Source organism: Bradyrhizobium sp. (genome assembly GCF_049519115.1).
In the GTDB taxonomy this organism is placed as follows: domain Bacteria; phylum Pseudomonadota; class Alphaproteobacteria; order Rhizobiales; family Xanthobacteraceae; genus Bradyrhizobium.
Genome location: NZ_JBEKRB010000002.1, coordinates 215,898 through 235,716, shown reverse-complemented (window position 1 = coordinate 235,716; position 19,819 = coordinate 215,898). Strand labels below are relative to the sequence as shown.

Here is a 19,819-nt window from a genome sequence, read left to right as displayed (position 1 = left end):
ATGACCAACGAGAAAGTCGACATCGTCGTCGTTGGCGCGGGTGCCTCGGGTTCGGTCTATGCCTCCGTGATGGCGAAGGCAGGCAAGAAGGTCGTTCTGCTGGAGCAGGGACCGGATTGGGAATTGTCCGACCTCATCAGTTCGGAAATCTGGGGCCGCCGGATCAAGCCTGCTGGCGCGCCGATCCTGCTCGAAGGCAAGAATCCGATGGGTTATGCCTCGCAAGCGGGCTGGGGCTCAGGTGGTGCGGCGCTGCATTACTTTGCGAATTTTCCGCGGCTGCTGCCGACCGATTTCCGGATGAAGAGCGAGCACGGCCGCGGACATGATTGGCCGATTGCGTATGAAGATGTTGCGCCTTTCTTCGACAAGGTGGCACGCGAGATCGGCGTTTCCGGCGATGCCAAGGCCGAGGAGCGTTGGCGGCCCGCAGGCGAGGCCTATCCGATGCCGCCGATGAAGACGTTCCGTAACGGCGATATCTGGACCAAGGCGCTGGAAACCTCGGGCATTCCGATGGTGCCGGCGCCGGTTGGCATGAACTCGGTGGAGTTCAAGGGGCGTCCCGCCTGTCTCTACGACGGCTGGTGTCACGTCGGCTGCCCGATCGGCGCATTGGCCAACCCGCAAGTGACGTATCTCGGCGACGCGCGCAAGGCCGGTGCGGAATTGCGGGCCTTTTCGACGGTAACGCGAGTTCTCACAAATCAGGCGGGCACGCGGGTCACCGGGGTCGAATATTATGACGACAAGCACCAGAAGCAGGTCCAGGAAGCAAGCGTCGTGCTGCTCGCATCATGGTCGGCGCAAAATCCGCGATTGCTGTTGAACTCGGCGACCGACAAGCACCCGAAGGGTCTTTCGAATTCAAGCGGGCTCGTCGGGCATTTCATGATGTCGCATCACGTGGCATCGACCTGGGCGTTGTTCGACGAAGACGTCCAGAACCACATGGGCACGATCGCCGTGCAGCATATGTCTTATGAACGCTATCCCAAGACCAGCCAGAAGAACGCGTTCGGCAGCTCGTTCCTGGTAGCGGGGTTCGCGTTGAAGACCACCGATCTTGCCAATTCGCGCCCCGACCTCTTCGGCACCGAGCTTGACGATTACATGAAGCTTGCCGCGCGTAACCTCACCGGCATCAAGGCGTTCGGCGAAGAACTCCCAGCGATGGAAAACCGCGTCGAATTGGTGAGCGAGAAGGACGAGTTCGGCATGCCGCTCGGAAAACTCACGCACACATTCCAGGACGATGCGGTCGCGCTATGGAACGCGAACCTGGAAGAAGGTCTGAAGGTCGCGAAAGCCGCGGGCGCAAAAGAAGCATGGTCCGCACGCGGCGCCATTCCGACCAGCCATCTGCTCGGCGGCACCATCATGGGGACGGGGCCTTCGAATTCAGTCGTCGACAGCTTTGGCCAGAGCCACGAAATCCCGAACCTCTGGATTTCGGGTCCGGGCATCTTCCCGACGGAAGGCGCGTCAAATCCGACCTTTACCCTGTTCGCCCTGTCTCAGCGCGGCGCCGAGCGCATGGCCTCGCAATGGGCAACGCTAACGAATTAGTGGATGATTTGCCGGCGAATCTCGGCTCATTTTTTTGAAAGAGTGCAAAAGCGCAAAGACGATTCTTGTCGCCCGCAAGGCCTCGGTAAATTTCGCGTGAGAGCCTTTGAAGCGTTGCGATATGTGACCCATTTGTGTCGCCAGTGTCCCGATTCCGAAGTTCGTAGCATTTTACGGAGCCACGTTTCGAACTTCGGAATCGAAAGGACACTGGCAAACCTATTAATCTAGTGTGGCTTTGGTTCAGAAGTCCGCATAAATGAAATCCTGGCGACAATGATGCGGACTTCTGAACCGCCACACTGGGCTGCTCATGATCCTGTCGATGGCGGTGTCATAAAAGCATCAGCCGAAGGGAATATCGCTGCCTTTTATGAGTCCATGTCTTATGAGTCCATGTCTTATGAGTCCATGTGAGGCCGGTGCTTTTTGCCGGCCTTTGCGCGACTTGGTGGCATAGCTAGCGAAGCGATGATGAAAGAAACGCAACGGGCACCGGACCATATCGATCAGGAAATCCTCGCGACGGATGCGCTGGAGCGGGCACGCTTGTTGCCGCCCGGTCCGGAACGCAACGAGGCGCTGAAGCGTGCGAGCCTGTTGCGGTGCACAGTCGACTCGCACGGTCCCGTGTTTGCCAAGCGTGGCCGGCCGCGCAAGTGAATGTGGAGTGAGCGCGGCCCGCCTCTCACGCAAAGCGCGTTTCAACATCCCCTGCAGACGCCCTTGATCACTTCGTCGATTCGCGCGTTTTCTTCCACTACTGCCTGATCGATAGAAGACGGTCTCGATGAACTCACATTGGCCGCCTGCGGTTGTCGGTGGCCGACCGGCGCCGACCAGGGAAGGGTTGATGTTTCGAGACCTCGCGGAAGCCGATTGGCGGCAGGCACCGGAGGCGCGGCATCGTTCAGCGCTTCAACCGACAATCGACAGATGGATGGTTCGCCGACAGCTGCTTGCGCGGTAACCGTTGCTGCCAACATCAGGATAATTGTCCTCCCAAGAAGAGCTAGTCTGGTCATCGGTGTTCTCCGGCGTTGGGCTCATGACGAGCGTTTCCGGTAAACAGACCCACGTTTGGGTTGCGATATTCCTCCGATGACTGCGGGCGACGAATTGCCGCGCGCCCGCAAGAACCTCTTGATGGTTCTCACGTGAGCGTGGGTTGTGGAATAAAGCGGGAAGAGGGGGTGGTCGCCGATGGCGAGACGGAATCAAGCCGCCGTCGGTTTTTTCCAGCCGCCAAACGTCTGCTCAAGATGACGGACCAGCGCCAGCGCGACATCCTCGCGCCAGGGCTTTGCTGCCACTTGAACATTGAGCGGAAGTCCTTCCGGCGAGGTGCCGACCCGCACCGTTGCACTCGGCCATCCCGTCAGGTTGTACATCTGCGTATAGCCGAAGCCGCGGCGGTTTTGCTCCTCGAAGCTGGTGCCGTGCAGCACGGCCGGGAAGGGCGCCACTGGCGAGAGAATCGCATCGTAGTTTTCAATGAAGCGCAGCATGGAATTGCGAAAGGCATCCCACCTTACGAAGGCAGCGAGCGCCTCCGTGGTAGTGGCAAACGCGGGCGCGACGGAATGCGTCAGCGCCTGTTCGAACAATGGCGAAATAGGGTCGCTGCCGATGCTTTTGAGGAAGGCCCGCGTGCCGGCGCCGCCATCACCACGGCTCATGTCGTGGTAGACAGTGGCAGCCTTGCCGGCATCCGGCGGGCGGTTCTCTTCGACCTTGACGCCGGCGTCCGCAAAAGCCTTGGCGCAATCGCGAACCACGGCAGCAATTTCTTTGGTCGGCGAAGCCGCGCCGTCGTCCTCGAAATAAGCCAGCTTCAATCCACCGAGTTTCACGGCTTTCGGATCGAGTAGCGGCATGCCGACGATCGAATGATCGCGAAAATCAGGTCCGGCGATGATCGGCAAAGCGAGCGTGAGGTCGTCGATGTGGCGCGCAATCAGGCTGACGTGAAAAACGGCGTTGCGCGCGCCCATCGGCAACGGAAATTGCCCGGTGCGAGGCACGCGGCCCGACGTAGGCTTGATCGCCGCGAGCCCGCAAAAATGCGCGGGGATACGAATGCTGCCGCCGGCATCGGTGCCAAGGCCGAGCGGCGAGCCGCAGGCCGAGACGATGGCGGCCTCACCGCCGCTGCTCCCGCCCGGCGTGCGCGCGAGGTCGTAAGGATTGTTGGTTCGGCCGTAAACGAGATTGTCGGTCTCGATCGCGCCAGCCAGCTCCGGCACGTTGGTCTTGCCGAGGATGATGGCGCCGGCGGCACGGAGCCGCGTGACGGCGGTCGCATCAGCACTCGGCACGTAATTGGCACGGCCCTTGGTGCCCCCGGTACAGATGACGCCCGATGTCTCCAGCGTATCCTTGATCGTCACCGGAACGCCGTGCAGCGGTCCCTTGATCTCGCCGCGCCCCAGCGCCGCATCGGCCTCGTCCGCTTCTTTCCGCGCGGAATCCGCCGTCAGCCGCACGACGGCGTTGAGCTTGGGATTGACCTTGGCGATCTGCTCTAGATGCGCCTCCACGATCGCCTTCGAGCTGAGCTGTTTGGCGCGGATCGCATTGGCCAGTTCGCTCGCCGATTTCATGGTGACGTCGTTATCAGTGCCGGGCGCGGCCTCCGCCCGATCGATCAGAGCCGTGCGGCCGGCCACCGCGACCACGCCCGCGGCTGCTGCCGTGCTCAGAAAATCCCGTCGTGCCCATTCGTCACTCATTAGCGGCCTGTCCTTATCGTCATCCTGAAACAGCTAATTCGTTTTCCCCCGGGCATGCAAGTTCCCGGCCAGCGGGGCCGCTGTTCCGCGATTACTCGCCATGAATCCCGAACGATTGAACGCGGCGTTCGAAGTCCTTACTCTGCCGGACCGAAAGCAGGTAGCAGCCATAAGCTACGCTCAAACAACCTGGAGGGAGGGATCGCGATCATGATGAACCGGCGTCAATTTGTGGGTACGGCGGGAGCGGCGTTTCTTGCTGGTATGCCGAGCGCATTCGCGGCAACCTATGATCTCGTCATCAGGGGTGGCCGCGTGATCGATCCCTCAATGGGCTTGGATGCGACACGAGACGTCGCGATTTCGGGCGGCAGGATCGCAGCCGTAGAAGCCAGCATTGCGGCGGACGCTGCCGCGACCATCGATGCGCGCGGCAAGGTCGTCACCGCTGGTCTGATCGACATCCACACCCATGCCGGGCGCAGCAAAGAAGGCCCGTTCATGTGCCTTCAGGACGGCGTGACCGGCTGGGTCGATGCCGGCTCCGGCGGGGCTGACAATATCGACGCGGTGGCGGCGATTGCGCGGAGTGCGCCGCAGACCGGCCGCTGCCTCATCAACATCGCGCGCACCGGCGTGGTGACGCCGACCGGCGAATTGCACGACATCAATGCGGCAAACGTGGCGATGGCGCAGGCCGCCGTCGAGCGCAATCGCGATGTTGTCGTCGGCGTCAAAGCCCGCCTGTCGGATAATGTTGCGGGTGAAAACGATCTCGAAGCTTTGCGGCGGGCGCAGGAGGTCGCGAGGACCTTCAATCTGCCGGTCATGATCCACATCGGCCAAAATTATTCGCCGCTGCGCTCTCTTCTAGCATTGCTCAAGCGCGGCGACATCATCACGCATATCTACGCACCGGGTAAGAACGGCATTCTCGACGACAGCGGCATTTTGCGCCCCGAAGTCCTGGCCGCGCATCGCCGCGGCGTGATCTTCGACTTCGGCAACGGCGTCTCGGATCATTTCGACTGGGACACGGTCGAGAAGGCGACCAAACAGGGTTTGTGGCCGGACACGTTCTCGACCGACTGGAATGCGAATTCAAAAACCAGCGGGGTGGTCGATCTGCCGAATGTCATGTCGAAGTTTATCATGTTCGGCATGCCGCTCAACCAGATCATCGCCGCCGCCACCGTGAATGCGGCGCGTTGTTTCCCGGCCTTCGATGACCGTGGCACGCTCAATACCGGCGCGCCGGCCGACATCGCCATCATGGAGTTGCGGGAAGGGACCTTCGAATTTTTCGACAACTACAACAGCAAGCGCACCGGCCACCAACGGCTGGTTCCATCCGAAATAGTGCTCGGCGGCAAGCGTGTGGCAAAGGCTTAGCCACCGAGATAGGCTTCGCGAATGCGCGGATCGTCGGCAAGCATAGCCGACGGTCCGGACAGCGTGATGGCCCCGGTCTCAAGCACGAAGGCGCGGCTCGCGATCTCGAGCGCCATCGCTGAATTCTGCTCGACCAGCAGCACGGCAAGGCCGGTGCGTTTGTTAAGCCCGAGGATGCGGTCGAAGACCTGCTCGATCACGATCGGTGCCAAGCCGAGCGAGGGCTCGTCCAGCATCAGAAGGCTGGGGCGGCCCATCAAAGCGCGGCCGATCGCGAGCATCTGCTGTTCGCCGCCGGATAGCGACCAGCCGCCTTGCTTGAGCCGTTCCTTCAGACGTGGAAACAGATCGAAGACCAGCGCGAGGTCTCCGTCGACCTCGGCCTTGTTTCGGGCGCGCGACGCGGTACCCGTGATCAGGTTTTCCAGCACGGTGAGGCCCGGAAAAATGCGCCGGCCCTCCGGGCAGTGGGCCAGCCCGGAGCCGACGATGTCTTCCACGGCCGCCTTCTGAATTTGCTCGCCTTTCCAGGAGATGGTGCCGGACGTGGGACGTACCAGCCCGGAGATGGTGCTCAGTGTCGTGGTCTTGCCAGCGCCGTTGCCGCCGATCAAGGCGACGATCTCACCCATCTCGACGCTGAACGAGATGCCCTTGAGCACCTCGATATGGCCGTAGGAGACCCTCAACTGATCGACTTTAAGCATGGCGGTGCCGCCTGCCGAGATAGGCCTCGATCACGAGTGGGTCGCGCTGAACGTCCGAAGGCGCGCCCTCGGCAATCTTCTTGCCGAAATCGAGCACCGTCACGCGGTCGCTGATTCCCATCACCAGCCGCACATTGTGCTCGACCAACAATATGGTGATGCCACGGCTCTTGAGCCTGGCGATCGTATCCAGCAACGTCATGCTTTCGGTCATGTTCATGCCGGCGGCCGGTTCGTCGAGCAAAAGAACATTTGGCTTCGACGCCAGCGCCCGCGCGATCTCCAGAAGACGCCGCTGCGCATAGGGTAACTGCGTGGCGCGATCGTCGGCGCGGTGGGAGAGGCCGACGGTCTCCAGCGCTTCCCGCGCGACGGTGTCGATATCAGCTTCGCTGTGTTTGTGCCGCGCGCTGGAGACGATGATATTGAGAAAAGAGCTTGGTTTGTTGCAGGCGGCCGCCACCTTGACGTTTTCGAGGACGCTCAGATTGTCGAAGATCCTGATGTTCTGAAACGTCCGGGCGAGACCGAGCCGCGCGACGCGATGCGGCTTGAGGCGAAAAATTTCGTGGCCCCCGATCCGGATTGAACCGGCGTCGGCATGCGAGGCCCCGCTCAGCGCGTTGAGCAACGTCGTCTTGCCGGAGCCGTTCGGACCGATGATTGCTTGCACGATACCTGCGGGGACATCGAGGTCGATGTTGTCGAGCGCGACAAGCCCGCCGAAACGCCGCGTTACCCCACGGGCCATGATGACGGGCGCGGTCGTCAACGCACACCTGCCCGGCGCAGCGGAAATTGCGACGCAAGCGAGGCCAGTCCGCCGGGCGCAAGGACGATGACGGCGATGACGCCGAGGCCGTAAAGGACAAGATACCACTGGCCGAGAAACCGCAGCGCTTCCGGCAGGATTGTCAGCGCCACGGCGCCGAATATGCAGCCGACGATCGAGCCCATGCCGCCGACGATCAGCATGGTCATCAGGAGGATCGCTTGTGTGCCGGAGAAGCTGTCGGGGCTGATGAAACGGATGGAAGAGGCGTAGAGACAGCCGGCGAGCCCCGCATAGACCGCGCCAATCATGAACGCGATCAGTTTGGTGCGCGTGGTATCGACGCCGCTTTGCTCAGCAGCGATTTCGCTGTCCCGGGTGGCGATCATCGCCCGGCCGAGGACCGAATGACGAATTCGTGCAGCGACCAACATGGCCAGCGCCAGCGTTGCGACAAGAAGATAGTAATGCTGAACCTGTCCCTCCGGCCCGATGCCGAAAATACGGATGCCGGGAATGGCTCGCAGGCCTGACGTGCCGCCCGTGACCGGCTCCCAATGCACGATGATCAGACGGATGATTTCACCAAAACCGATTGTGGTCATGGCGAGGTAATAGGTGCGCAGCCGCATCGTCGGAAGCCCAAGCGCGAGGCTTGCGGCCATCACGACAATCGCGGACAGAAAAGGCGTCGTGATCCACGGCAGACCGGACTTGGTCGCAATGGCGGTGGTATAGGCGCCCAGCCCATAGAAGGCGGCCTGGCCGAAGTTGATCTGGCCGGCCCAGCCGGTGACAAAGTTCAGGCCCAGCACCACGATCGTGTTGAGAATGGCGATGTTGAGGAGCTGAATGATGTAGCCATCCTGCGTGATCAGCGGAATGGCTAGAGCGGCCGCGATGCTTACAGCCATAACGGGCCAGCGCCTGAGCTCGGGGCTCATCGTCAGACCTTCTCGCTGCTCTTCTCACCGAACAGGCCGCGCGGCCAGGCAATGAGAACGGTGATCATGACGATGAAGGCGTAGGCGTCGCGGAAGTTCGACGAGATATAGCGGGCGCCGAACGTCTCGATGAGTCCCAGAAACAACCCGCCGATCACGGCGCCCGGCAGATTGCCGAAGCCGCCGATAACGCTGACGACAAAGCCTTTCAGACCGAGGCTGCCGCCCATGGTGGGCTCCGCCAGGAAGATCGGCGCCACCAGAAGCCCGGCAATGCCCGACAGCATGGTGCCAAGCGCGAACGCTACCGCAATGGTCCGGTTCACCGGGATGCCGACCAGCCGCGCGGTGTGCAGGTCCTGTGCGGTCGCCTGCATCAGGATTCCGAACCGGGTTTTGGTCAGGAAGATAAATTGCAGAAGCAGGATGACCGCAAGCGTCGCGAAGATGAAAAGCTGGTGCATCGAAATCACGACGCCGGCAAAGCGCAACGGCGGACCTTGAACCGGGGAGGGAAGCGAGACCGGCAGCGGTCCCCAGATGATCAGTGCGAGATTTTCCAGAACGATGCCCATCGCAATCGTCGTCAGGATAACGAGGAATGCCGGGCGGCCGCGCAGCGGGAAATACACCAGCACCATGAACACGACGCCCACCAGCGCCATCGCCACCATGGTGACGGCCCAGGCGGCCGCCATCGGAAGTTCATGGGTCACGGCGCAACTGATGCCGATGAACGCGCCAAGCATCAGAAGCTGGCCTTGCGCGAAATTGACGATCTGCACCGTGTTGAAGATCAGGAGCAGGCCAAGTGCGACGAGAGCATAGATGCTGCCGAGCGCAAGGCCGTTGACGACAAGCTGGCCCATGAGGGGATCAGAACCCGCTTTCCTTGATCAGGCCGACCAATTCCGGCGTCTTTCCCTTGTTGCGGTAGATACCGAGCGTATGGGCGAGATCGCCCAGCGCATCGGCCTGGTAGGAAATCAGCATGCCCTTCCAGTCCTTGGTAGCGGCGAACGCATCGCGGATCGCGGACTTGTTGCAGCCGACCTTCTCGATGATCGACTTGAGCATGTAGACGGTGTCGTAATAGGAGACGGTGAAGTTGTCGGCCGGCACCTTGTATTTGTCTTGCACACGCTTGGCCCAGTCGAGGATCTTCGCATCGCTTGTGGTCTGCGGAATCATGCCGCCGATTGCGTAAGCGCCGTCGGCTTCCGCTGCCGTGAGATTGTTGAGGGCGGTTTGCGCCACGAGGCTGGAATTGCCGATCGTGGTCAGCTTGATGCCGAGATCGGCCATTTGCTTCATGACCAGCGTGACGTCGGCGGGTCGGCCGAACACGATCACGCTGTCGGCGCCCTTGTCCTTGATCTCGAGAAGTTGCGCGCTCATGTCCTTGTCGGACGGCGCGTAGGACGTCACCGCGACGGGCGCGACATTGAGCTTGGCGAGCGAATCCTGAATTCCCCTGGAAGCGCCGAGGCCGTAATCATCCGCGACCGCGATGATGCCGGGTTTGCTCTTGCCGAGCGATTTCACCAGATATTCCGGAATGAGATCGGCGAGCTGGCCGTCATGGACGTGGGTCCGGAACAGCCATTTGCTGCCCTGCGCGGTCACCTTCGCATTGGTCGCTCCGACCAGAAACGGCGTTTCGGATTTGGTCACGACCTCGGTTTGGGCGAAGACGTGCGGGCTGATCATCGATCCGAAAATGACAAACGGCTTGCCTTCGAGAATGCGGTTCATCGCATTCAGCGCGTCGGTGCTCGATGCGCCCGTATCTTCCGTTGTCAGCGCCAGCTTCTTGCCGTCGATGCCGCCGCCGGTGTTGATTTCGTCGACGGCGAATTCGACGCCGCTGCGTGCCTGGGTGCCGAGCAAGGCCACATTGCCGGTCAACGCGGTCGTCAGGCCGAGCGGGATCGGCGAGGGACAGCTGGCCGTGTCGGCCTCTGACGACCCGGCTGCAGTCATCGCCAGAAACATCGCGGCGAAGCCGGCGATCGCGTTCTTCATCACTATCGAAGTCATTAGGTTTCCTGTCGAATGGTCTGCTCGCGTGCAAGCATGTCATACAACCATGACGGCAGCAGGCCTGTCGCTGTTCGACAGGCCTACCATGGTTGTAGAACCCTCTTAAAGCCGGAGAATTCCCGCCAACTTCGTCTGCTGCGGGTAATCTCCGGCCGTTATTTTCCGGCGGTCGCTGCCGCGATGGATACAGGCACCGTCCGGCCGCCGATGGCAAGATAGAGCCCACCGGCAACCACGATCCCGGCCAACCAGCTGAGGTCCGCGCCGTTCATGAGACCGGAGAGCGGTCCCTGCAGGGCGGGCACGAGTCCGTCCTCCAGCGACCAGCCGGCCGCAAGCCCCACCAGAAACGCGATGATGGCGCCCCAATTGATATCCCCGTAAGCGCTGGTTTCAGGCGAAGCGTAGAGCTCGGCGACGTCGATCTTGCTTTTCCTCTTGATGAAGAAGTCCGCCAGGATGACGCCGGCCCAGGGACTCATCCAGAGCAAGAGGCTGATCATCCAGTTGTCGAAGGCTTTCGCAAAGGAAGGTGCAAAGACGAAGTAGATGGTCACGAGATAGCCGATGATACCAACGATCAGCGCCAGCGCGGTGCGAGACAGACGGATGCCCATGCTGAGCGCGGCGAGGGCTGCCGAATAGACGTTGAGGATATTCGTCGCGATCGGGCCGTGCAGAACCATCAGCATTACCAGGAGGCTGGCGACGCCACCGAACACGGCGCTCACCATCTTGGCCGGGTCGGCGTCGGCGGTGACGCTGGCGATCGTCGCGCCGAGAACGGCGAGCCAGACCGACGGCACAAACATTCCAACGTAACTGTACCAGAACACGGAGGACGACGACACGCTGCGCGGCACGAAGCGCGAGTAGTCCGATGCCCAGGTCACCCAGGAAATTCCCCAGCCGACGCCGATCGCCGTCATCAAGAGCGAGAGCATCGCAAAATGCGGCCCGGGCGGAAGCGAGCTGGTCAGGTTCCAGTTGACGACGCCGGGCTGGCTCCAGGCCAGCACGCTCATCAGCGCCATGATGGCGACGGTGACCGGCACTGTGTATTTTTCGAAAGTGCGAATGGCATAAAAGCCATAGATGCCGATCACGACCTGGATCACCATGACGATCGTCATGATGATGAAAGTGGTCAGCAGCGTTTCCGGTATTCCGAACTGGCCGAGAATGGCCATCGAAATCTTCACCGGGAAATAGGTGTTCACGCCGATCCAGCAAAGCGTCATCAGGAACATCAGAAGGCTCGGCAGATAGGCGCCGCGACGGCCGAACGCAGAGCGGCTGAGAACCATTTGATTGACGCCGGTCTTGTGACCCATCACCGTGAAGGCGGCGAAGATCGCGCAACCGACGATGTTGCCGAAGAAGATGACGGCGATCGTCTCCCACAGGCCGAGCTTGAGGATGATGCCGAGCGCGCCAAGCGCCCAGTTGACCGGTGCGATATTGGCACCGGCCCAGATCCACATTTGCTGCGGGCCGGTTGAATCGCGGTCTGAATCGGGAATCGGTTCGATGCTGTGAATGTCGGATCGAAGTTCGGAATTCGTCATGACGCCCTCCCTTTTGAACGATCTCAGTCGAGCAAGAATCGTACCAAATGTCGCAGATTTTCCTGGCGTTGTGCAGAAGTTGACCGCGGCGTATTGGCCCGACCGAAAATGCGAAGTACTCTTCGTATTCTTTTGAGGGCCGGCCGGGCGATCGCCGGACAAATGACGGTTGAGAGGCGCAATTGCGTCCATGCCGATTGTGGTTTTCGGGGTTGTGGCATACCGTTTGCTTGATCTGAGGCCATTCGGGGAACCGGCGGCCTGGAGCTAACGGGCGAAACGAAATTTCAAGGGGAGTTGCTCATGTCAACCAAACTGACGCGTCGCCAAGCTCTTGTTCTTCCTGCCGGGATTGCAGTCGGCAGCCTCGTTGGCCGCACGGCGCTGGCGGCCGAACCGGTCAAGATCGGCCTGGTGGCAGCGCTTTCCGGGCCTTCGGCGAAATCAGGCGAGGGCATCACCCGCGGGCTCACGATCGCGATCGATGAAATCAACGCCAAGGGCGGAGTGCTCGGTGGCCGGATGCTCGAACTCGTCCGCCGCGACGATGAATCCAACCCGGCCAAGGGCCAGATCGCGGCCCGCGAGTTGATCGACAAGGAAGGCGCCGTCATCCTTTTCGGCGGCATCGACAGCCCGGTGTCGCAGGCGATCGTGCCGCTGGTGAATACGGCCCAGGTACCCTTCATGGGTGTGTGGGCGGCGGCGACCAACATTACGCGCAACGGCGCCAACCCGAATTTCGTTTTCCGGGTGTCGGCCGTGGACGTCCTGGTCGACCGCGCTCTGATGAAATACGCCACCACGAAATTCGGCTCCAAGAAGCCCGGCCTCATGCTGGTCAACAATGGTTGGGGTGAGTCCAATCTTGCGGGTCTTACCGCGGCTGCCAAAGCCGCCGGCGTCGAGCTTGCCGGTGCGGAGAAATTCGACGACAAGGATCCCGACATGACGCCGCAATTGCAGCGGCTGAGGGAAGCCGGCGCCGACACCATCATTCTGGTCGGCAACGCGGCTCCGGGCGCGCAGGTGATCAAGTCGTTGCAGAAGTCCGCATGGACGGTGCCGGTGGTTTCGCACTGGGGCATCTCCGGCGGCCGCTTCCCAGAGCTTGCGGGATCGTGGGCCGGCAAGGTGCACTTCGTCCAGACCTACAGCTTCTTCGGACCGCAGAATGATGTTGGCAAGCGGGTGCTGGCGGCGATGATGGCGAAATACCCTGACGTGAAAGGGCCCGGCGATATTACCCCGCCGGTCGGCGTGGCCAACGCCTATGACGCCATGCAGTTGACGGCGCTTGCGATCGCGAAGGCCGGCTCGACCGAGGGTCAGAAGATGCGCGAAGGTTTCCTGGGCATCGATAGCTATCAGGGCCTGATCAAGAACTACAGCAAACCGTTCACGGACGAGAACCACGACGCGTTGAATGAGAACGACTACGTCATGGTGCGTTACAACGGGGATCAGATCGAACCCGTTACCGGTTAAGATGCTCGCGACTGCCCTCGTCTCCGGGTTGAGCCTCGGGAGCATCTACGGTCTCATCGCGCTCGGCTTCACGCTGACCTTCGCCGTCTCCGGCACGGTGAACTTCGCGCAAGGTTCGTCGGTGATGCTGGGCGCGGTGATCTGTTACGCGATCGCAATGGGGCTGCGCTGGCCGATGCTGGTCGCCGTGCCGTTGGCGCTCGTCGTGTGCGCGATCTGGGGCTTGATCGTCGAGCGCATCGCCGTCCGGCCTTTTGTCGCCCGCGGCAGCAATGCTTGGCTGATGGCAACGGTTGCGCTCGGTATCGTGCTCGACAACGTCGTGATGGTGCTGTTCGGCAAGGAGCCGCGCGCGCTGCCGTCGTCGTTGGCCGACGATCCCTGGGTCGTCGGCAATGTCGGTATTTTCCCGCTCCAGGTGCTTGTACCCGTCGTCGGACTGGGGCTGGCCTTGGCGGTTCATCTCGGCATGCACCGGACCGGGCTGGGATTGAAGCTGCGTGCCGCGGTCGAAAACCCGGACGCCGCGCGGCTGATGAGCATCGACGTGACCTTGCTCATCGCGCTCACCTATGCGGCCGCGGCGTTACTGGCCGGGATCGGCGGCATCCTGATCGCGCCGCTTTATAACGTTGCCTACGACATGGGGACCTTGTTCGGTATCAAGGCCTTTGCGGTCGCGATCCTCGGCGGCCTGACCAATCCCTGGGGTGTGGTGATTGCCGGGCTCGCCTACGGTCTGGTGGAAGCTTGCGCCACCACCTGGCTCGGCTCGGGCAGCACCCAGATCGTGACATTCTCGGTGGTGATCGCAGCTTTGGTGCTGGCGCCGTCCGGTCTGTTCGGCGGGCGGGCCAAGGTGCGGGTATGAGAACCGCCGTGATCTTCGTTGCGGCGGTGCTGGCTTGCGCCGCTGCCACTGCGGTCTGTCTTCTGGCGCCCGGCTACTATGCTTATCTGTTCGGGATGCTCGCGACCACGGCGCTCGCGGGCATCGGTCTGAATGTTCTGCTTGGCCTCGCCGGCGAGGTATCGCTCGGACAAGGTGGGTTCGTGGCGCTCGGTGCCTATGGGCTCGGCATCCTCACCACCAAGGTCGGCTTGAATTTCTGGGAAGCGCTGCCGCTCGCCGTGCTTTTGGTGGCCGCGATTTCGGCTGTGCTCTCGATCCCGGCGCTTCGTGTCACCGGGCCGTACCTTGCCATGGTGACGATCGCGTTCGGCTTTATCGTCGAATCCGTTTCGATTGAATGGCGCGATCTGACCGGCGGCTCCAGCGGGCTTGTCGGAATTCCCGCGCCGTTTGGCACTGGCGGTACCGCTCTCCTGGCGTGCGGTCTATGTCTGGTTGCGCTCGTCCTGTTTTATTATCTGGCGCGAAGCCCGATTGGTCTCGCCATGCAGGCCTTTGCCTCGGCGCCGGCCGCCGCGCGTGGCGTCGGGATCAGTCCGGTACCCGTACGCACGGCCGCCTTCGTGCTGGCCGCCGCCGCGGCCGGCCTTGCCGGTGGCCTGCAAGCGGCGCTGACCGGCTTCATCGCGCCAAGTTCGTTCCCGTTTTCGCAATCGATTCTTTTTCTGCTGGTGGTTGTCGTTGGCGGCGCGGGCCGTACCCTGGGGCCGCTGATCGGATCGGCGGTGGTCGTGTTCCTGCCGGAGGTACTTTCGGGGCTTGCCGAGTATCGCCTGCTGGTATTCGGCGCCGGCCTCCTGATCGTTCTATGGGCCGCGCCGGGCGGAATCGCAGGTGCACTTGCACGCCTTGTGGCGCTAAAAAAATCTCCCGCGGAATCAAAACTTGATCTCGACGTAGCGCTGTCGCATATCACCGGCGCCCTTGGAAGCCTGACTGCGGAAGGTGTTCGTGTTGCCTTCGGCGGTGTTGTTGCGGTCGCGGGTGTCGACATGATCGCGTCGCCCGGCCGCATCACCAGCGTGATTGGCCCCAATGGCGCCGGCAAAACCACGCTGCTCAATCTGATGAGCGGATTTCAGCGACCGGACGCAGGAGCGGTGCGGGTTGGAAAGCAGGATATCACGGGTTTTGCTGCCCATGATGTGACGCGCTCGGGTTTGGCTCGAACTTTTCAGACGGCGCAGCCTTTCGCGAACCTGAGCGTGCTCGACAATGTCCGGCTCGGTCTGTTGCGTGGCACCTGGCGCGGCGATGCACCGGCGGATTTGGCGCGCGCATTGCTGGCGCTCGTTGGCTTTACCGGGCCTGACACACGATTGGCCGCGACGCTGCCACATGTCGACCGCCGGTTGGTCGAGATTGCCCGGGCGCTCGCGACCGCGCCGGCGGTACTGCTGCTCGACGAGCCCGCGGCCGGGCTCAGTGAATCAGACACGGCCAAGCTCGGCGGCCTGTTGCAGCGGCTTGCTCGGGCTGGATTGGCCGTCGTGCTGGTCGAGCACGACATGTCGCTGGTAATGTCGATCTCCGACGAGATCGTGGTGCTCGATGCCGGACGCCGTATCGCAGCCGGGTCTCCGGCGACTGTGCGCAACGATCCCGCCGTCAAAGCGGCCTATCTCGGCACCACCATGTCGGCGGGATCGGCTGTTACTCGCGCGGCCGGAGCACCTCTGCTCGAAGTTGAGGGCTTAAGCGCCGGCTATGGCGCGCTCGCCGTGCTCGACAATGTCAGCCTCACGGTCGGGCGCGGCGAGGTGATCGCGCTGTTCGGCCCGAACGGCGCCGGTAAATCGACGCTGATGAAAGCGTTGAGCGGCTTGATCCGGCCGGTGAGCGGAAGCATCAAGCTGGCGGATCGGGAGCTGGCGTCGCTTTCGGCGCCGCTGGTGGCGCGTTCCGGGCTGATCCTGGTGCCGGAAGGACGACAGGTGTTTCCGCAGTTGACGGTTGCGGAAAACCTTCGCCTCGGCGCCACGCGCCGCAATGACTTTTCCGAAAGCGAGATCGAAGGCATGCTCGAGCGCTTTCCGCGTTTGCGCCCGCGCCTGCATACGGCGGCAGGCCTGCTCTCGGGTGGCGAGCAGCAGATGCTTGCCGTTGCGCGCGGGCTGTTGGCTCGGCCTGAGGTGCTGCTGCTCGACGAGCCGTCGCTCGGCCTGGCGCCTGCGGTCGTCGCCGAACTGTTCGAGCAGTTTACCCGGCTGCGAGATGAAGGCATGACCTTGCTGATCGTGGACCAGATGGCAGATTACGCGCTCGCGATTGCGGACCGCGGCTATGTGCTCGGCGGTGGCCGGTTAGTGGCGCAAGGAAGCCCGGCGGAACTGCGCGGCGCCTTGCTCGACGACGCCTATCTTGGTTCTGCTTCGTGAAGGTGATTAATTGATGGATCTGATTGTCCGGGACGCGCGCATCCTGCGCGATGGCGAACTCGTTAACATCGATATTGCCGTCGAGGGCGAGAGGATCGCCGCCATTGCGCCTGCGTTGGCGGCCGACGGCCCCGAACTGAACGCGGAAGGCTGCCTCGTCGTTCCCGGCCTGATCGAAACGCATATTCATCTCGATAAAACCTGCATCCTCGATCGGTGCCGCCTTGAGGAGGGCACGGTCGCGGAAGCCGTTCGCGAAACGGCGGCCGCCAAGCGCGGCTTCACCGTGGAGGACGTCTATGCGCGGGGCAGAAAGACGCTGGAGCGTTGCGTGTCGCACGGGACAATGCGGATGCGGACCCATGTCGAGCTTGACCCCGGCATCGGCTTGATCGGGCTTGAGGCGGTCGAGCAGTTGGCACGTGACTATGCCTGGGCGATCGATGTCGAATTATGCGTGTTTCCGCAGGAGGGGATGACCAACTATCCCGGGACTGAAGAGCTCTTGATCGAGGGGCTAGGCCGCGGCGCGCGCACCATCGGTGCGGTGCCGTATTTCGACACCAACCCGCGCGCCCAGATCGATCGCGTTTTTGCCATCGCGCGCGATTTCGACGCCGAGATCGATATGCATCTCGATCTCGCCGAGACCACGCAGAACATGCAGATCGAATATGTCTGCCGCAAAACCGAGGAATTCGGCCGCGGTGGTCGCGTTGCGGTCGGTCACGTCACCCAGATGTCGCTGCTGCCGCCGGAGCGGTTTGGTGACATCGCCAAACGACTGGCCAGTGCCGGCGTCGCCGTCACGATCCTGCCTTCGACGGATTTGCATCTGATGGGTCGCAGCCACGACCATGCGGTGCCGCGCGGCGTCGTGCCGGCCGAGCACTTGAGAAAAGCCGGCGTGACCTGCTCGATCTCGACCAACAACGTCCTCAATCCATTCACGCCCTATGGCGACGGGTCGCTGATCCGGATGGCGAATCTCTACGCCAATGTCTGCCATGTGTCGCGCCCGGCCGACCTCGCCGGATGTCTGGATATGGTCACGGACTCCGCGGCGCGGCTGATGCGGCTCAACGATTACGGCATCAAGGTCGGCGCGCCCGCCGATCTCGTCTGTCTCGATGCGGCCAGTCCTACCGACGTGGTCGCAACGCTGGCGCAGCCACTGTGGGGTTTCAAACGCGGCCGCAAGTCATTCACGCGGCCGCGCGTGCAGCTTCATCGCCAAGTACACTAGCTCCTGTTTTTCTTTGACGCGTTTTCTTCACGCGAACCGGTTCCCACTTCGCTCAAAAGCGCTATGAGAACTACTCCGCCGCCTTGTCGGTCTTGGCGCCAAACATGCGCGTCGGCGCCGCGAAGCCGCAGGACGTGCCGTCGGTGACCTTGACCTGATCCTCCCACGGAAGCCGGTAGGTGCCGGCGACCATGTCCTGCATGAAGGTGTAAGGGCAATCCATCGCGCCGCCTTTCACCGCGACATAGCCGCGATGCCAGAGCTGATAGATGTTGTTTTCGACGCCCCAGTTGATCCGGGCTTCGCGCACGAGATCAGGGCGAACTTCGGCGGTGATGATCTCGTCGACGCGGCCGGTCGTGCCGTGGGCGAGGATAGAGCCGTCGAAGTTCACGATCATGCCTTCGCCCATTGAATCGAACGAGCCGTCGGAGCCGCACATGCAGACGTTGGCGGTCACCATCAGGTTCTGGAATGCATTGGCCTGGTTGGTGAAGCGCCAGCTCTCCCGGATCGGCGCCGTATAACCCGCCGTGCGGATCATGATCTCGGCGCCCTTATAGGCGCATTCCCGCGCCATTTCCGGGAACATGCCGTCATGGCAGATGATCAGCGCGATCTTGGCGCCCTTGGGTCCCTCGATCACGGGAATACCGACGTCGCCGGGCTCCCACGGCTCGACCGGAATCCAGGGGTGGAATTTACGGTAGTAAAGCTTGATCTCACCCTGATCATCGATGATCAGGCCGGAATTATAGGGATTGCCGTCCGGGTTGAACTCCATGATCGAGAAGCAGCCCCAGATCTTGTTGTCGATGCAGGCCTTCTTCAAGGCCGCGACTTCAGGACCATCGAGCCGGCACATGATCGCGGGATTGGTGTCCATCGAGAGGCCGTGCAGCGAGTATTCCGGGAACACCACCAGATCCATGGTGCCGAGATTGCGGCGCGCCTTGCCGACCATATAGACGATGCGCTCGGTCTGTTTCGCGAGGTCTGCCTTGGTCGCGACCACGGGCAGTTGAAGCTGCACCAGCCCGATCACAACGCCGTTGGGTGATTTGTTAAGTCCGCCGAGCCCGTTCATGTGTTTCTCCATGGAATGGGAAGTACATTGTTGTTGGAGGAAGAAAAGCCGATTTTGTTAGATAGCAAAAGAGCATATTTCAGGCGGCCGGGCGGTCGACTTGAGGGCAGCCGGCAGACGGGCTATCAAGGGCCTGATCATCGAAAAGAAAAGAGAAGCCAGCCAATGGCAAATCCATCTCTCCAGGTAGCCATCGCGGGACTGGGACCGATCGGAAAAAAAGTCGCCGAGGCGCTCGATCAAGGCATCGAGGGCCTGTCGTTGATGGCCGTGTCGGCGCAGAACCCGGAAAAGCACCATAACTGGCTTGGCACCCTGAAGACGCCGCCGGCCATGCTGCCGATCGAGAAGCTTTCCGATGTCGCCGATATCGCCATCGAGTGCGCGCCTGCAAAACTTCTGCGATCGATCGTGGCGCCGTTCGTGGAAAAGGGAAAAACCGCGATCGTGCTCAGCGCCGGGGCGTTGCTCGACAATGAAGACCTGATCGAGATGGCGCGGCGAAACGGCGGACAGATCGTGGTGCCGACCGGCGCGCTGATTGGCCTCGACGCAGTGACGGCGGCTGCCGTCGGCGAGATCTATTCGGTACGGATGGTAACGCGCAAGCCGGTGCAAGGTCTCGCCGGCGCGCCATTTCTGGTCGAGAACAATATCGACATCGACCAGATCAAGGAGCCGTTGAAGATTTTCGACGGGTCGGCGCGAGAAGCCGCCAAGGGCTTTCCCGCTAACCTGAACGTGGCAGTGGCGCTGTCGCTTGCCGGCATCGGGCCTGACCGGACTCGGCTCGAAATCTGGGCGGACCCCGCGCTGACCCGCAACGTGCATCGGGTTGAGGTCGATTCCGATGCGGCGCGGTTTTCGATGTCGATCGAGAATATTCCTTCCGAAAATCCCAAGACCGGCCGCATCACCGCGTTGTCGGTGATTGCGCTGCTGCGAAAGCAGCGCGCTGCGCTGCGCGTCGGGACCTGAAC

General features: G+C 61.9%; 16 protein-coding genes. 8 read left to right on the top strand and 8 right to left on the bottom strand.

The annotated features are described in order from the left end of the window. Complete coding sequence (locus ABSE61_RS02860; RefSeq protein WP_423869549.1) at positions 1–1,569, top strand: GMC family oxidoreductase; 1,569 nt, start codon at positions 1–3, stop codon at positions 1,567–1,569. Positions 1,570–2,040: 471 nt separating this feature from the next. After that, on the top strand, positions 2,041–2,232 hold the full coding sequence (locus ABSE61_RS02855) for a hypothetical protein (RefSeq protein WP_423869548.1): 192 nt from the start codon (positions 2,041–2,043) through the stop codon (positions 2,230–2,232). Positions 2,233–2,786: 554 nt separating this feature from the next. Here ABSE61_RS02855 and ABSE61_RS02850 read toward each other — a convergent pair. Further along, positions 2,787–4,301, bottom strand: coding sequence for an amidase (locus ABSE61_RS02850; RefSeq protein ID WP_423869547.1), 1,515 nt, complete (start codon positions 4,299–4,301; stop codon positions 2,787–2,789). A gap of 210 nt (positions 4,302–4,511) precedes the next feature. Between ABSE61_RS02850 and ABSE61_RS02845 the strand changes: the two genes are divergently transcribed. Next, positions 4,512–5,693: an amidohydrolase family protein gene (locus ABSE61_RS02845; protein ID WP_423869546.1), complete on the top strand. Its 1,182-nt coding sequence runs from the start codon at positions 4,512–4,514 to the stop codon at positions 5,691–5,693. Here ABSE61_RS02845 and ABSE61_RS02840 read toward each other — a convergent pair. From ABSE61_RS02840 to ABSE61_RS02815, 6 genes are all read right to left on the bottom strand, one after another. After that, entirely contained in the window at positions 5,690–6,400 is a 711-nt protein-coding gene (locus ABSE61_RS02840; RefSeq protein ID WP_423869545.1) for an ABC transporter ATP-binding protein, read from the bottom strand. The two genes, ABSE61_RS02845 and ABSE61_RS02840, sit on opposite strands and share 4 nt — an antisense overlap. Continuing rightward, positions 6,393–7,172 carry an ABC transporter ATP-binding protein gene (locus ABSE61_RS02835; RefSeq protein ID WP_423869544.1) on the bottom strand — a complete coding sequence of 260 codons (780 nt, stop codon included), beginning with the start codon at positions 7,170–7,172 and terminating at the stop codon, positions 6,393–6,395. Before ABSE61_RS02835 ends, ABSE61_RS02840 begins: the two co-directional genes overlap by 8 nt. Then, entirely contained in the window at positions 7,169–8,086 is a 918-nt protein-coding gene (locus ABSE61_RS02830) for a branched-chain amino acid ABC transporter permease (RefSeq protein WP_423869543.1), read from the bottom strand. The genes ABSE61_RS02835 and ABSE61_RS02830 overlap by 4 nt, the downstream gene beginning before the upstream one ends. A gap of 32 nt (positions 8,087–8,118) precedes the next feature. Continuing rightward, positions 8,119–8,985 (bottom strand): branched-chain amino acid ABC transporter permease, encoded by an 867-nt coding sequence (locus tag ABSE61_RS02825; protein ID WP_423869542.1) that lies wholly within the window; start codon positions 8,983–8,985, stop codon positions 8,119–8,121. A 7-nt stretch (positions 8,986–8,992) separates the two neighbouring features. Beyond that, on the bottom strand, positions 8,993–10,156 hold the full coding sequence (locus ABSE61_RS02820; protein ID WP_423869541.1) for an ABC transporter substrate-binding protein: 1,164 nt from the start codon (positions 10,154–10,156) through the stop codon (positions 8,993–8,995). A gap of 158 nt (positions 10,157–10,314) precedes the next feature. Next, entirely contained in the window at positions 10,315–11,727 is a 1,413-nt protein-coding gene (locus ABSE61_RS02815) for a purine-cytosine permease family protein (protein ID WP_423869540.1), read from the bottom strand. Between the two features lie 303 nt (positions 11,728–12,030). On the opposite strand from ABSE61_RS02815, the gene ABSE61_RS02810 reads away from it, so the two are divergent. Genes ABSE61_RS02810 through ABSE61_RS02795 form a run of 4 tightly spaced genes read left to right on the top strand, consistent with a single transcriptional unit; the run spans position 12,031 to position 17,752 of the window. Continuing rightward, positions 12,031–13,215: an ABC transporter substrate-binding protein gene (locus tag ABSE61_RS02810; protein ID WP_423869539.1), complete on the top strand. Its 1,185-nt coding sequence runs from the start codon at positions 12,031–12,033 to the stop codon at positions 13,213–13,215. 1 nt (position 13,216) lies between these two features. Beyond that, complete coding sequence (locus ABSE61_RS02805) at positions 13,217–14,086, top strand: branched-chain amino acid ABC transporter permease (RefSeq protein ID WP_423869538.1); 870 nt, start codon at positions 13,217–13,219, stop codon at positions 14,084–14,086. Then, positions 14,083–16,506, top strand: coding sequence for a branched-chain amino acid ABC transporter ATP-binding protein/permease (locus tag ABSE61_RS02800; RefSeq protein ID WP_423869537.1), 2,424 nt, complete (start codon positions 14,083–14,085; stop codon positions 16,504–16,506). The genes ABSE61_RS02805 and ABSE61_RS02800 overlap by 4 nt, the downstream gene beginning before the upstream one ends. A 13-nt stretch (positions 16,507–16,519) precedes the next feature. Then, entirely contained in the window at positions 16,520–17,752 is a 1,233-nt protein-coding gene (locus tag ABSE61_RS02795; RefSeq protein WP_423869536.1) for an amidohydrolase family protein, read from the top strand. A 70-nt stretch (positions 17,753–17,822) separates the two neighbouring features. Here ABSE61_RS02795 and ABSE61_RS02790 read toward each other — a convergent pair whose 3' ends face one another. Continuing rightward, entirely contained in the window at positions 17,823–18,839 is a 1,017-nt protein-coding gene (locus tag ABSE61_RS02790) for a formamidase (RefSeq protein ID WP_423869535.1), read from the bottom strand. Between the two features lie 165 nt (positions 18,840–19,004). Here ABSE61_RS02790 and ABSE61_RS02785 point away from each other — a divergent pair, with 165 nt between their 5' ends. Further along, complete coding sequence (locus tag ABSE61_RS02785) at positions 19,005–19,817, top strand: aspartate dehydrogenase (RefSeq protein ID WP_423869534.1); 813 nt, start codon at positions 19,005–19,007, stop codon at positions 19,815–19,817. Positions 19,818–19,819 lie beyond the last annotated feature (2 nt).